10 protein-coding genes and 1 tRNA gene are annotated in these 13,872 nt (G+C 57.0%); 6 read left to right on the top strand and 5 right to left on the bottom strand.

From position 1 onward, the window contains the following. The first annotated feature begins 28 nt into the window (after positions 1-28). On the top strand, positions 29-1,261 hold the full coding sequence (locus J3U88_RS03060) for a PQQ-binding-like beta-propeller repeat protein (protein ID WP_207856659.1): 1,233 nt from the start codon (positions 29-31) through the stop codon (positions 1,259-1,261). Positions 1,262-1,282: 21 nt separating this feature from the next. Here the strand turns inward: J3U88_RS03060 and J3U88_RS03055 are convergent, their stop codons facing one another. Next, a complete protein-coding gene (locus tag J3U88_RS03055; protein ID WP_207856658.1) occupies positions 1,283-3,022 on the bottom strand; it encodes a DUF885 domain-containing protein in 1,740 nt (579 codons plus the stop codon). Between the two features lie 267 nt (positions 3,023-3,289). Here J3U88_RS03055 and J3U88_RS03050 point away from each other — a divergent pair, with 267 nt between their 5' ends. Beyond that, on the top strand, positions 3,290-3,742 hold the full coding sequence (locus J3U88_RS03050; RefSeq protein ID WP_207856657.1) for a hypothetical protein: 453 nt from the start codon (positions 3,290-3,292) through the stop codon (positions 3,740-3,742). Here J3U88_RS03050 and J3U88_RS03045 read toward each other — a convergent pair. From J3U88_RS03045 to J3U88_RS03035, 3 genes are read right to left on the bottom strand one after another with little or no spacing between them, the layout of a single operon-like run. After that, on the bottom strand, positions 3,736-4,395 hold the full coding sequence (locus J3U88_RS03045) for a Crp/Fnr family transcriptional regulator (protein ID WP_207856656.1): 660 nt from the start codon (positions 4,393-4,395) through the stop codon (positions 3,736-3,738). The genes J3U88_RS03050 and J3U88_RS03045 overlap by 7 nt on opposite strands. Continuing rightward, positions 4,395-5,501 carry a hypothetical protein gene (locus J3U88_RS03040; RefSeq protein WP_207856655.1) on the bottom strand — a complete coding sequence of 369 codons (1,107 nt, stop codon included), beginning with the start codon at positions 5,499-5,501 and terminating at the stop codon, positions 4,395-4,397. Before J3U88_RS03040 ends, J3U88_RS03045 begins: the two co-directional genes overlap by 1 nt. Positions 5,502-5,512: 11 nt before the next feature. Beyond that, a complete protein-coding gene (locus tag J3U88_RS03035) occupies positions 5,513-5,980 on the bottom strand; it encodes a glycine-rich domain-containing protein (RefSeq protein ID WP_207856654.1) in 468 nt (155 codons plus the stop codon). A 214-nt stretch (positions 5,981-6,194) separates the two neighbouring features. Between J3U88_RS03035 and J3U88_RS03030 the strand changes: the two genes are divergently transcribed. Together J3U88_RS03030 and J3U88_RS03025 are read left to right on the top strand one after the other, a co-directional pair. Next, on the top strand, positions 6,195-6,734 hold the full coding sequence (locus tag J3U88_RS03030; protein WP_207856653.1) for an SLOG cluster 4 domain-containing protein: 540 nt from the start codon (positions 6,195-6,197) through the stop codon (positions 6,732-6,734). An 84-nt stretch (positions 6,735-6,818) separates the two neighbouring features. Next, entirely contained in the window at positions 6,819-7,622 is an 804-nt protein-coding gene (locus J3U88_RS03025) for an ion transporter (RefSeq protein ID WP_207856652.1), read from the top strand. Positions 7,623-8,156: 534 nt separating this feature from the next. On the opposite strand, the gene J3U88_RS03020 is transcribed toward J3U88_RS03025, so the two are convergent. Beyond that, the gene (locus J3U88_RS03020) at positions 8,157-9,143 is read right to left on the bottom strand and encodes a 3-oxoacyl-ACP synthase III family protein (RefSeq protein ID WP_207856651.1); all 987 of its coding nucleotides are present in this window, start codon (positions 9,141-9,143) and stop codon (positions 8,157-8,159) included. Positions 9,144-9,749: 606 nt separating this feature from the next. On the opposite strand from J3U88_RS03020, the gene J3U88_RS03015 reads away from it, so the two are divergent. Continuing rightward, a tRNA-Asn gene (locus J3U88_RS03015) sits at positions 9,750-9,825 on the top strand. A 601-nt stretch (positions 9,826-10,426) separates the two neighbouring features. Then, a complete protein-coding gene (locus J3U88_RS03010; protein ID WP_207856650.1) occupies positions 10,427-13,867 on the top strand; it encodes a DUF1800 family protein in 3,441 nt (1,146 codons plus the stop codon). Positions 13,868-13,872: the final 5 nt, after the last annotated feature.

The following is a 13,872-nucleotide window of genomic DNA, read 5'->3' as shown; positions in this document are numbered from 1 at the left end:
CGGCCTTACTTTATTTATGGAGTTTCCCATGACCCCGATTTGCCTTCTGCTCTGTTTGCTCAGTTCCGGCGCGGAACAACCCTGGCCACAATGGCGCGGCCCCCAAAGAGACGGCACGGTCGCTCATTTCAACCTACCGACGCGTTGGCCGGACCAACCCGCCAAACTTTGGTCCCTGTCCATTGGCAAGGGGTACGGTTCACCCATCGTGGCGGCGGGTCACATTTATGTACTCAGCAATACGGACGACACCGAACACCTTCACGGCATCTCGCTCAAAACCGGGAAATCGGCCTGGAAGGTGAGTTATCCCATTTCGTTTAAGGAAAATCCCGCGGCGCTTCGCTTTGGTAACGGACCTTTTTCCACGCCGCTTTACCACCAAGGTCGCGTGTTTACGGTCGGCACCACCGGGCAAATTCACTGCCTCGACGCGGCAAGCGGTAAGGTCCTCTGGAAAAAGACCTACAACGGGGACCTGACGGACACCCGCAAGTATTTTTGCGGTAATTCGGTTTCACCGATCATCTACGGCAACACGGTGATCGTCCATATCGGCAACGAATCGGAAGGGATCATGAGCGCCTTTGATGTGGAAAGCGGGGCTGAGAAGTGGCAATGGCGCGGTGATATTCCCGGTTACGCCTCGCCGGTCATCGCCAAGGTCGCGGGCGAGGACCACATGGTGACACTCACCCAAAAGTTCCTCAACGGCTTCGACCCGAAAACCGGCACCCTGCTGTGGCAAGTCCCCTTCACGTCGACCTGGCGGGAGAATGCGATTTCGCCGATGGTGATGGGCGACACGGTGATCATTTCCGGGGTCGAACGCCAAACCATGGCCTTGGCGCTGTCGCGAAAAAAGGGGAAATGGAAAACGGAAAAACGCTGGGTCAACCAAGAAGAGGTGCTGTACATGAGCAACCCGGTCCTGTACAAGGGCACCCTGTACGGTATGTCCTACAAGGGAAAAGGTCGTTTCTTCGCCATGGATGCAGCCACGGGGAAAACCCAATGGCAAGGTCCGGCACGCATGGGCAAAAACGCGGCGGTTCAGCTTATCGGCAACCAAGTCGCGGCCTTGTCCACGGATGCCAGGTTACGGCTGTTCACGGCCCAACCCAGCGGATTCGCCTTGGTTAAAGAATACAGCTTCGACTTAAGCACGGTCTGGGCGGAGCCGGTTTTCTTCGACGGGAAGATGCTGGTGAAGGACGACGAAAGCCTCCACCTCTACACCTTCGCCATCGGCAAAAAATGATTGCGGCCGTGGTTTAAGGACCTAACCCTTGGCGGCCTCTTCCTTGATAAAGCGCTGAATCGCCTGTTCCAGAATCGGAAGCGGAACACTGCCGTTGGCCAAAATCGCGTCATGGAATTTGCGTTTGTCGAAACGCTTTCCGAGGGTTTGCTCGGCTTGCGTGCGAAGGGCTCTGATTTTGAGTTCTCCGATCTTGTAACTCAACGCCTGGGCCGGCCAAGTAATGTAGCGATCCGTTTCCGTGGTGCATTCGTGAATTGAAAGCGCCGTGTTGCTCGCCAGGTAATCAATCGCCTGTTGCCGCGTCCAACCCTTGGCATGAATCCCGGTATCAACCACCAAACGACAGGCGCGCCACATTTCGTAGGTCAGGCGGCCGAAATTACTGTAGGGATCTTGGTAAAAACCCACTTCCAGGCCGAGGTATTCACTGTAAAGCGCCCAGCCCTCGCCAAAAGCGGAAAGGTACAGGTTGCGACGGAAGGCGGGCAGGTCGCCCAACTCTTGCGACAGCGCGCTCTGGAGGTGGTGGCCGGGAACGGCCTCATGTAAGCTCAATGCCTCCAGTATGTAAAGCGGGCGACTTTTCAGATCGTAGGTATTCAACCAATAAGTCCCGGGCTGGGTGCTTTCAATCGAAGCGGGAACATAACGGCCACCGGTGTAGCCGGGAGCCAGGTAATCGGGCACGGGTTCCACCGTGTAGGGTTGACGCGGCAAGCGCGTGAAGAGCCGGGGCAAGGCACCGTCCATACGCTTACAAATCCAGGAAGCACGCTGCAGCAGCTCCTCCGGGGTTTTGGCATAAAACCGGGGGTCGGTGCGCAGGAATTTCAAAAACGCGGCAAAATCCCCTTCGAAACCCACCGCTTCAATCACCTTCTGCATTTCGGCGCGAATGCGTTTCACCTCGGCCAATCCCGTTTGGTGCACGTCCTCGGGGTCCAAATCAAGGGTGGTATAGCGTTTGATCACGTGGCGGTAATAAGCGGCGCCGTCCTTGGGCAACTGACTTGCCCCAAGGTCATCACGGGCGGCGGGGATATAGGTGTTCACCATAAAAGCATGAAAATCGCGGTAGGCGGGAATCACCGCATTGCGAACAACCTTCTCCGCTTTAGCTTGCAGTTTTTCCCAAACAACGGTTTCGACCCCATCCGCTTTTTCCAGGAACGGGGCGTAAAAGGTGCTTTGGCGGGGATCGTCAATGACGTGGGCCGAAATGGTACCGGCAATGCGGGTCAAAGAACCCTTTGGCAAGGTCCAGCCAGTGTCGACGCCCTGTTGTAAAAAGGCGGTTTGTTCGGCGAAGTAGCGTGGAAATTGGGCGAGACGGCGGAGGTAATTCTCATAGTCCTTAGCCGTTTTAAAGCGGGTGTAGCGCGGCAGGCTCGCCAGGGAGGAGTGGAACCCGGATTCGGCCGTCAAACCGAGTCGGAAGCCCCCCAACGCGTAATCGCGAATCTCGTCACTGAGGAGTTCGATAAAAATGGCGCGGCTAACGGCGTCACGGGTGGATAGGGTTGCGGGGTCAACCGCTTCAGCCTGTTTGCGAAAGGCACGTAAGGCCTCGGTACGCCGCTTTAAATCAGCGGGCGTGTTGGAAGACAAACGGTCATCGTAATCGTGAACGCCCTCGGCGGTGGCGGAAATCGGATATTCACGATGGCGCCATTGCCGTTCCGCCTCAAATAGCTTGTGTAAATCGTCGGCGGAGACAAACAAGGAACTCAAAAGTAGTGAAAAGATGACGAAACGCATCGGTGCAACCTCTCCCAGCTAAAAAGTAACTGCAACCTAACAATGGGTGGAACCGGTGTCAATTCTTTTTTGATATATCACTGGAACATCATGTCAGTTTGCGCCGGCGCAAAGTGAATCATTCGGTTTGCGTTGACAATCAACCACGCGGCAAAGGAAACGCCACCCATACGCACCGCGCGTGACAGCCGGTGGTTCAACCTAAGAAGCGCGATAACGCGCGTTTCTTAGGTTCTACCTTTGCGCCACATTCTATTGTGAGGTCACATGATGTTCGTTTTATTGCTCACCACCCTCATCGCGGGTACCCCGCCCACCACCCCGACCCTCTCCCCCGAATTACGCGCCTTGTTGATCGAGGAAATGAAGTTATTGGAAGAAAGCGTGAACAAAATCCCCGGCCTGCTGGCACGAGGCGCGCTGTATCCCGTGGCGGTCCAGGCCCATCAGATGCAAGACAGCTTCGTGCTAAAAAAGAAACTCACCCCCGAACAGCGCACGGCCTTGCACCGGCAACTGCCCGCGGAATTTATCAAACGGGATCAGCGCTTTCACGCGTTGGCCGGAAAGCTCCACGACGCGGCCCTGGCCGGCGACGCCGAACTCAGCGCGATGTTCTTCGGTCGCTTGGTGGAAGCTTGCATCGGCTGTCACGGCGATTATGCCGCCCATCGCTTCCCCAAGCTAAAAACACAACCCAAAGCAGCGCATCATCACTGACCCGCCTGCCGCAGCAAGGCTTCGCTTCGGATGATACGGATGTGCCGCCGGCCACAGACAAGCAACCCCTGCTCCTGCCAAGCCCGCAATTGCCGACTCACGCTGTAGAGGGTGGTACCACACATTTCGGCCAAATCCCGCCGCGACAACCCCTCAATCGGCACACGGGTTCCGGGCGCCGGTCCTTCACTCAAGGCCAGCAGACGTCGGGCCAAGCGGGCCGGCATCGATAAGGTCGCCTGCTCACACAAGCGATTTTGGGCTTCAATCAACCGGCGCGAAACATACCGCAAGGCGTGGGTGAGCAAAGCGGGATGGGCCTGCATCAGGGCAAAAAGGCCCGGGCCCGGCCAGCGATACAACCTGGTATCGAGGTTGGCGGTCGCACTGAGCGGGTAAGCGGCACCGCTCCAAGCCGCCACCCCGCCAAACAACTCGCCCTCGACGGCCCAACGATGGATGACTTGCTCGCCGGCGGCATTAAGCTGCCGCAGCAAAACGCGGCCCCGCGCCACCAGGTAACAGGCGTCGGCCGGTTCCCCTTGATGGAAAATAGCGGTCCCGGCGCTTACCGACATTTCGGAAGCGCCGCCAATGATTTCGGCACGGGCCGCTTCGTCAAGGTTGTCTAGGAGGGAAAATCGGGCGCCCATCAGTCACCGCCACAGCCACCACAACTGGAACAACTGGAACAGCTCGAGCAGCTTGAACAGCCGCCGTCGCCGCCCCCGAGGTCCCAAAAGCCGCCGTCGCCGTCACTCGAAAAAAACCAAGAAGTGGCGCCCTTGCGCGTTTCTTCAACCGAAACATCCTCCCCAACCCCCACCAAGGAATGCCATGCGGCGGGAATTTCCAACGCGGTGGCGGGATCGAAAAAGTCGCCGTCCTTTACGTCTATCGGGGTGTCGAAGACTTCCATCACGGTGCTGCCGGCCTCGTCTATCACGGTCACATCCGACAAACGAACCTCGGAATCCGCCAACATTTCGCCCCACAACAACAGGTAAAACGCGGCATCGCCCCATCCGTGGTAATCGTGAAAAACGGGACTGGCGCCTGCATGAGCATGGTGAAAGGGCGTGGGTTTGGTGTAACGTCGGTGCGTTCGCACAATCACGGTTTTTTGTTCCTGTTGGATGTCGTCAGAGGGGATAATGGCCCGCACCTCGCGACGAATTTTGGCCACAAAACGGTCAAACTCGGCGCGGAACACTTGTTCATGGCCCGCATACCGGACTGGATCGTCAAACAAAGGTTTCATTTTCTGTTTTACTCGGCTCGCGTCCTCGCCGGGTTTGGCGGCGAAATCACACATAACCCCGTCAATTTCCACTTCAATCGGGTGTTGTCCGACGGCATGGGTGCGGTTCACCCGCACTTGGATCAGGTACTCCAGGTTTTCGTGGCGATGCTCCAGTACCATGTATAAAGAATTGAACAGTTCAGATTCGATGTGATCGAACTTGAGCATAAAAGCGTCAATGGCTTCCTGAAGATCGTCTTCCTTGCCCTCGGCATCGAAGTAAAGGTCCATGTCGTCTTTGGCAAGCCGCACGATGTTGGTAATGCCGAGGCGTTTAAACACCTGATAAAACTGTTGCAACACACAAATCGCGGCAAAAGTCTCAATTTCTTCTTTTTCATTTACCAAACCGACCGTCAGCACATAAAGCAATCGCTTAAAAGCCTTGCGCGGTTTCACCTTTTGAATTTCGGTCACCTTGGACGGATCCACGGTGAATAACGCTGATCGAAACATACAAACTCCCGTTATAGATCGTTGGGGTCGGCCGCCGAGGATTCCGGCACCACCGCGTCGCCCTCACAAGCCCCGCAGGCGACCTGAGCGTGAAGCGCACCACAACCCCAAAGTTCAGGGTCGGCGGCACCAAAAAACATGCTGAACAACTGAAGGGTTTTGCGGTACTGACGCGCGTTCTCGGCATCGGTCCCGCCGGGATCGTGATGGATAAAACGCCCAAAATGTTGGTGACAAAAACCATGGTAAAGACGCGTACAAAGAATGAATTCATGCCACACCAAGTCCAGTTTGCGCGGCGGTGTCAGCCGTTGTTTCGACCAAGCGATCAAGGCCATGAACCGCAGCACCTCGGTTAAATAAGCCGGAACCTGTTCGGGCGAACAGGGCACCCCGGCCTGGATTTTGTCGCGCAAAACCGGTTTTTCGGCCAAGAGTGCCGCGGCCAACCGGTCGGCCGGAAAACCTTTGGGATTCACAAAACATCCTTCAAATCGGACTCAGAAACACGGAATAAAGTGCCCTAATGATACAGCGCGGTCATTCCTGAAGCAAAGCCGATCACCAGTCTGAATCCCACACGTGGGATCGTTCCAAGCAAAAGCCCACATCAAAGGTTGGGGCTCGCTGTCGGCTTGGCGTAAAAGCGGCGCTCCGTTACAATGGCGCGATACCCCGGAACAGGAGGCCACCATGGTTCTGGCCAGGTTGCCCATCATCGGCGTCATGGGTTCCGGCAGCGAAGACGGCTTGCCACTCGCCGCCGATTTAGGCCGGTTCCTCGCGCAACAACCGGTCCACCTACTGACCGGCGGTGGTGGCGGCACCATGGCCGCGGTGTCCCGCGCCTTTTACGAAACACCCGGTCGACGCGGCTTGGTAGTGGGTGTCCTCCCCTGCGCAACCCGCGAAACACCCACGATACCCAAACCGGGTTACCCTAACCCCTGGGTTGAACTTCCGATCCGCACCCACCTCCCCTACTCGGGGGAACGGGGTGAAGACCCGCTCTCTCGCAACCCGATTAATGTACTGAGCGCGGACCTGGTGGTGGCGCTGCCCGGCGGCGCCGGCACGGCCTCGGAAATCCGGCTTGCCCACGCATATGGGCGCCCCATAATCCACCTATCCCCCAACTCAAATCCCTTCATCGAAAAGCACAACCTAACCAGAGCCAATAACTTAATTGATTTTCAAACCTTCTTCCAAACCTGGTTGGCCGGCTTTCGCTAGCACCGGGGTTTTCCCGTTTACCCATTCAACCGCGCCTCATCACCCGGACACCGCCACCACGCATCCGCCCTAGGAGTACCAACCATGAACGCCTTGCGTCACCAAATGCACGAAATCATTTTTGAAGCCGACACCCCCGCGGGCCGCGCCTTCGATCTCTTGCTGATCGTCGGTATCCTCGGCAGTGTCTTGGCGGTGATGCTTGACTCCGTTCAATCGATCCGCGCCGATTACGGCACCATCCTCCTGGCCGCCGAATGGGGTTTTACCATTCTGTTTTCGATCGAGTACATCGCCCGGCTTTACTGCGTGGGCAAACCGCTCAAATACGCAACCAGCTTCTTCGGAATCGTCGACCTGCTCTCGATTCTGCCGACCTTCCTGAGTTTATTTTTTCCGGGAACCCAATACCTCTTGGTTATCCGCACCCTGCGCACCATACGGATTTGGCGCATCCTCAAGCTGGCGCAGTACCTCCACGAGTGGGATTACATTGTGCGCGCCATTCGCGCCAGCACCCGCAAAATCACCGTGTTCCTGGTCTTGCTGATCACCTTGATCACCATCCTGGGATCGCTGATGTACTTGGTTGAATCGGAAGAGCACGGCTTCACCAGCATTCCCCGCAGTATTTACTGGGCCATCGTCACCATCACCACGGTCGGTTACGGCGACATTTCCCCGCAATCCGACTTGGGGCAGTTCTTCGCGGCCATTGCCATGATCTTAGGCTACGCCATCATTGCGGTCCCGACCGGGATCGTCACGGTCGAACTGAACCACGCCCGCCGCGATTTCAAGGTCTCAACCCAAGCCTGCCCGGAATGCGCAAAGGAAGGACACGATCACGATGCCCAGTTTTGTAAATTTTGCGGTGCCAAATTGTGACCTGGGCAACAGTTCATGCACATTCGTGCATCTATCACCTCCTAAAAACCACATTGCAATTTCGTGCAGACCATCTATAAGTATATTTATTCAAGTCAATTAAAAACAAAAAACCTGCACCAATCGCAGAAAGTCTCCCAGAATTCAAAAAGCAAGCACCCCAAGCGACCATGCATTTTCGTGCAATCCAACCATGCTTTTTGATGCAATTGCTAAGAAAAAAACCTAATCCCTACGGTACCAACGATTTAAGCATCCTTAAAAAAAGTGGCACCGATTTCGCTTTAAGGGAAAGCAAGGCTAGAGCGCACCGCTCGCCAACCAATTACCCTTGAAAGAAAGCCTCATCGAGGCAACCGGGGGAAGTCAGTCACCTTCCCCCACCTTTTCCGAACCGCTTCCTAACTGTGGCTCATTCACACGTCTAGTGTGCCATAGGGGATCTGCTCTGCAGATCCCTATTTTTTTTGCCTAAATTCAAGGTTTACGGCGAAACGGCCACCGCGAAGGCGAACCGTTTCCACCGCCGATTCCTCAGGCAACGCGCTGCAGCGACATGCCACTCCAGGCCAAACCCGCGCCGACAATCACCATCATGACGCGGTCCCCACGCTGAAACCGCTCCCAGTTCTGACTAAACACACTGGGTGCGCCCGCGGCCCCACCGTTACCAAAGCGATCAACATTAAATAAATGACGGTCGGCATGAATCTCGGCCCGCTTACACACGGATCCCAACAGACGCAAATTCCCCTGGTGACCGATAAAAAAGAAGTCATCGCCCTGATGGTTGCACCGCGCACGCAAACCCTTCACCATGCTCACCGATTTAGTAATCGCGAACTTTTGCACGGCGGCCCCGTCCTGCTGAAAGTGGCTGCCGCGTTTGATGTGCACTTTGTTCCATCCCTTGGGATCACTTTTAAAATCAGAGCAACACAGCCGCCAGGGACCGGGGACCGTACGCGAAACAATCACCGCGCTGGTGGCATCCCCCCAGAGGACGGCGGTTCGGCGGTCACTGTAATCGACAATGCGGGTATTGTTCTCGGGGTTCACAATAAGAATGTAGTCCGGCAGCGCGGCGGCATCCATATGCCGAATAAAATGCAGTTGCGTGCCGAAACTCGAGCAAGCGGTGCCAAGGTCGAAGGCGGGCGCATCAACCCCCAACTCGGCCGCAATCACCGAGGCCTCGGCCGGTGTGCTGTATTGCGGTGAACAGCCGCCGGCGACAACCAAACCAACATCGTCAGGGGTGAGACCGGCCCGCGTCAAGGCGAGGCGCGCGGCGTGGGCGCCGGTACGCGCGTTGGTGTAGACGGCGGCTTCCTCGGCGGCCTGGGGATTGTGATTGCGGGTGTGGCGAATGTAGTCAAGCGGCAACACCGTGCGGCGTTGATGAATACCAACCCGGTCGAGGGTCCATTGGGTATCCGTTCCAATATCGAGGCTTTCCAGAAATGCGTTGTCGATGATGTTTTCAGGGTGGAAATGCCCCGCACCATGTAGGTACAACATGAGAGATCCTTATCAAGGGTCGTCCAACCGGAGCGACGAACATGCGGCACGGGGCCGCGGTTGGGGAACAAGCGTCCAATCGGCAAGAGAGGCATGTGCGCCGGAAAATCGTGGCGACAGCCGATGGTTGCGGGCGGAAAAAAGGGAAACAGAACAGGGGGGTCACCCAAAAAAGGAAACCCACCTCGGGCAGAACAAGATGCATCAAACCCATACCCGCGCCGCCGAACCTCGGACACACAAGGGGACAAAAACAGCCCGCGCGCGCATGGGGCCGAGCACCATTTTTGGGGACTCGGCCAAAATCGGCGCCATCTTAGCACGGGACCAATTACTGAACACGCTTTCAGATCACAAGCCTGTTTTCAGCACCGCCAAAGCCCCGAAATGTGCGCTTTAACCCCTTTCATCACGGCTGGTTAGCCAACAGCACCAAATAAATAGACGGGAGCCGTCCCCGGCGAGCCCATCACCAAAAGGCGAGGTCCTCGGTCCACCAAGGGTTCGCCCATTTCTCCAACATTTTTTTCAAAAAAGCGTTGACTCAATCGCCAAGATGAAAGAGAATCTCCACTCAGCGCGGCACACTTCGGCGCTAAAAATTGATCCGGTGTAGCTCAGTTGGTAGAGCAGGTGGCTGTTAACCACCTTGTCCGCGGTTCGAGTCCGTGCACCGGAGCCAACATGAAAGGCGTTAACCGAAAGGTTAACGCCTTTCTCCGTTTTGGGACCTTCATGGTTCAGGTCCCCCCTTGCCAAGCGCTTGATTGGCGGCAAGCCGGCACCCGCCCCAATCCCCTGAAACGGCTCCTCCGCCACGGTGAAACCTTCCGAGGCACACCTGAACCTCGGAGCGTGACAGGTCCCGCGCCCAATGGTTCCGATCATTTCACAACCGACGACAGGAAAATGATCGACCACACAAAACACACCGCGAAAGCGTGAGCAAGCGCGCATTCTCACCCAAAAACAACAACAGCGCGGCCGGCATAGGAATTGCCCCTTAAGGGCTCGAGCCCTGCGGCCCCCCGCTTGAAGAATCCCCCAACCATCTCCCATGGATGCCGGGTCTTCCTTCTTGCCTGATCGAAAAACCACCTTTTCTTGGGTTTCATCACACGGGGTCGCCAGTGCTTCAACGCCTGTTGCGCGTTGATCGAATACCAGACGGGAGAGATCCAATGAACGATCTTCGAAGGGGCTTCCTATGCCTCTTACTGGGGTTGCCCTGTGCCTGGGCCCAAACCACAGGTGAACCATGCGGCCGTTTTGAACGGGACGGAGTGCCCGGCCAAAGCCGCCAGGATTTGAATGCAAACCTCGGTTTCTGGGCCGCGCCCACCCTCACGCAAACCCATCAAGTTGCCGACTACGACGGTGATCGCCGCATTACCGTGCTTGATTTCGTCCGCCAAACCAGCTGTCTTCAACTGGGCCCCGGCCTGGTCGGTTCCTATTTCGGTTTTGCGGAAGGCGCGGTGCAACCAAACCTCACCCTTCGGGATACCGACCAACCCGGTTTCAGCCCCGCCGCGGTGCACGTAACGCCCCGTCTCGACGATGACGGCAGCGATGCGGTTTTCCTCAACAGCGACATGCGCCAAGCATTTCGCGCCGAGTTTCGCGGCTTTCTTCAGGTCCCCGAGGATGCCGAGTACCGCTTGCAATTGCTTCGCGGCCATGGTGCCCGGCTCTCACTGGACCACCAAACCCTGATCGAATACGCCGCGGCCCCTTTCATAGGCGAGGTGGTCCTCAACCTGGACGCCGGCCTTTACGAACTCGCCGTCGATACCGTTCACCATACCGGCAACCCTGAAATCATCTTCGCATGGGCTTCGACGGGAAGCGTGATCGGCCCCCACCTTGTCACCGTGGACCCCACCTACCTCTGGCACAATCGAACCACGCCGCCACCCCATGCCAACACGGCATTAAGCGTCCACTTTTCGCAGCCAAATTTCAGCCGGGTCACCCAGTCCCCACGCCCCCTAACGATTTCACTCCTGAGCCCTGAAACCAATTATCGATTCGAACTGAACGGACGCGATATCCCCGTCAATGACGGTGTCATCCACCACAACCTCGATCTCGAACCCGGTTTAAACCGTATCCCCTGGCGGGCCGTAACCGGGGAAAACCGGCAGGTCGCAGGTGAACTGGTGCTACAGTACGACGACAACCAACCTGGAAATCCCGGCCTTGCCACCCTGTTTTACAACAACGGCCCCGGCATCCACGCCCACACCATCGGTACCGCGGCCACCCCGGTCATCAGCACCATTAGCACCACCGCCGAAATCGGGCGTTTTCGCGACGGCGGCCGACTCCAATTGGACGGCCGTCTAATTGGCCGAGATTTAACCACCTGGAAACGGGGCCGAATTTGGATCGAAACAGCCGGAACCTACTTTTTCCGACTTTTTAGCAATAAAGCGGCCCAGCTACGCATCCACGGGCAACCCTTGATCACCCAAGCAGAACGCGACCGAATCAATCGGCCGATCTTTTTAGAACGCGGCTACCACCAACTCGAAATCGCCAACACCGAATTCTTCCATTCGCCTTTCCACGAATTCACCTGGCGTGGTCCTGGGTTCGACTGGCAAAACGTCCCCGAACGGCTGCTTTCCCATCTTGACCATGACCGCATCGCCGTACCCGATTTCACCCATAATCAGGGCCACCCCGGCCGCGTGGGCGGCGACCTCATTGCCGAATATCTGTTCGAAAAGGAGCGCCTTTTCGCGGATTCCGGTGAACACGGGTACGACCTATGGGCCGATACCCGCGTCATGCCACGCGAACAAGGCGGCTTCACCAGCAGCGGACCATTTGAGATCGGTTCCACCGCGGCGGGCTCGCACTTCGGTGAGGCGGTCAAAGCAAGCGGCGCTTTTACCTTCGAATTCGATTTCGTTTTTCGACCCGCGCCCATTCCCACCCGACGGATCATCATGCTCGAGTGGCGCAGCGTCGTTCATGACCCCTTTCTCCACTTCTTTTTGGTCGGGAACCAACTCCGATTTCGGTATTTCAACGGCGAACACCACCTCGCCCGACTCAACACCAACACGCGTTACCATTTTGTGGTCACCCACGACGAAACCGCGATGCGGGTGTACCTCAACGGTTCCGAATTACCCGAATTTCGCGCCCCCGGCGGCCCCGTTCCCAACCGGTTCCACAACACCCAAACGCTGCGATTTCGCGAAATGTTTGGTACCACCAACGTCTTGGCACTTTACAGCCGCGCACTCAGCCCCGAAGAAGTTGCCGTCAACGACCAAGCAAACCGGGTCTTACGGCAAAACGATTCAGCCTCCCCCGCCTATTGGACCGTCGGCGAACCTTTTGACCCGGTTCCACCCGGAACCAAGGATGCGGAGGTCGCCGAAGCCCTGCATGTCCTCCACCGCGCGGCGTTCGGTCCCTCTCCCGAAAGCCTCAAAACCATCCTAACCATGGGCATCGATGCCTGGCTAGAGGCCCAACTCAACCCGGAAACGGTACCGCAATCGCCCCTGGTGGAACAGGACCAAACCTTCTTCGACGCGGACGCTAACAGCAACAACCTACGCGCACGGATGCTTCTGCGCATGGTGCATTCGGAACGGCAATTGGAAGAGGTCATGACCTGGTTTTGGGAAAACCATTTCAACACCGACCTCACCAAAACGGCTTCCGTCCGGGAGGAACGCCGTGAAAACGACCGCTTCCGTGCGCTCGCGCTGGGCCGCTTCGAAGACCTACTCCTCGCCTCCGCGCTGAATGTGCCGATGACCCGCTATCTGGACAGCGCCACCAACGTGGTCGGCGCGCCCAACGAAAACTACGCGCGTGAAATCCTCGAACTACACAGCCACGGGGAAGACAACGGCTATGTTTACGAAGATATCGTGGCGGCGGCGCGGTGTTTCACCGGCTGGCGCGAACGGGACGGCCGCTTTTACTTCAACCCCGGGCGCCACGATTTCGGCGAAAAACACCTTCTCGGCATCACCCTAGCCGGCAACGAAGGCCTTGGCCAGGGCTTGGCGCTGATCCGACATCTTGCTCGATCACCCCACACCGCCGAATTTATCAGCACCAAACTCTGTCAATTCTTTGTAGCCGATACACCGCCCGCGGAAATCGTCAGCGCCTGTATGGAAACCTACCTGGAAGCAGACGGCAGCATCCGCGAGGTGTTGCGCACCTTGTTCCACCATCCTCAATTCCGCAACGATCCGCGCTTCCGCCGTAACAAGATCAAAACGCCCTTGGAATTTTGGGTGTCCGGGCAACGGGCACTGGGTGCACGGGACCATCAGGGCACCAGTCAAAGTGGATTCAACCTACTGGGTATGAACCTTTTCCATTTCATGGAACCCACCGGTTTTTCCGAACGAAACGATGCATGGGTCGATACGAACGCCGTGTTTTACCGTTGGCAAATCGTGAATGACTTGACCACCAACCAAACCAACGCGGGTACACCCTCGCTCAACATCGACGTCCTCCGCCGAAATTACGGGCTGCACACCGCCTATGAAGCGTTGCGTTTCATGGAACTGATGTTTGCCCACGGCCAAAGCCATCCCACCGTCCGCCGGATCACCGAGGAATGGCTCACCAACGGCAGCATGCAGGACGTACGCTTGGACGACAACCATCGTGTCCACAACCGTTTGCCCCAAACCATCAACCTCTACATGCGCCTTCCCGCGTTTAACGTGCAATAGCATTT

Source organism: Acanthopleuribacter pedis (assembly GCF_017377855.1).
Lineage (GTDB): Bacteria > Acidobacteriota > Holophagae > Acanthopleuribacterales > Acanthopleuribacteraceae > Acanthopleuribacter > Acanthopleuribacter pedis.
Note: the sequence above shows the minus strand (reverse complement) of the source record. Positions and strands in the feature narration are given on the sequence as shown.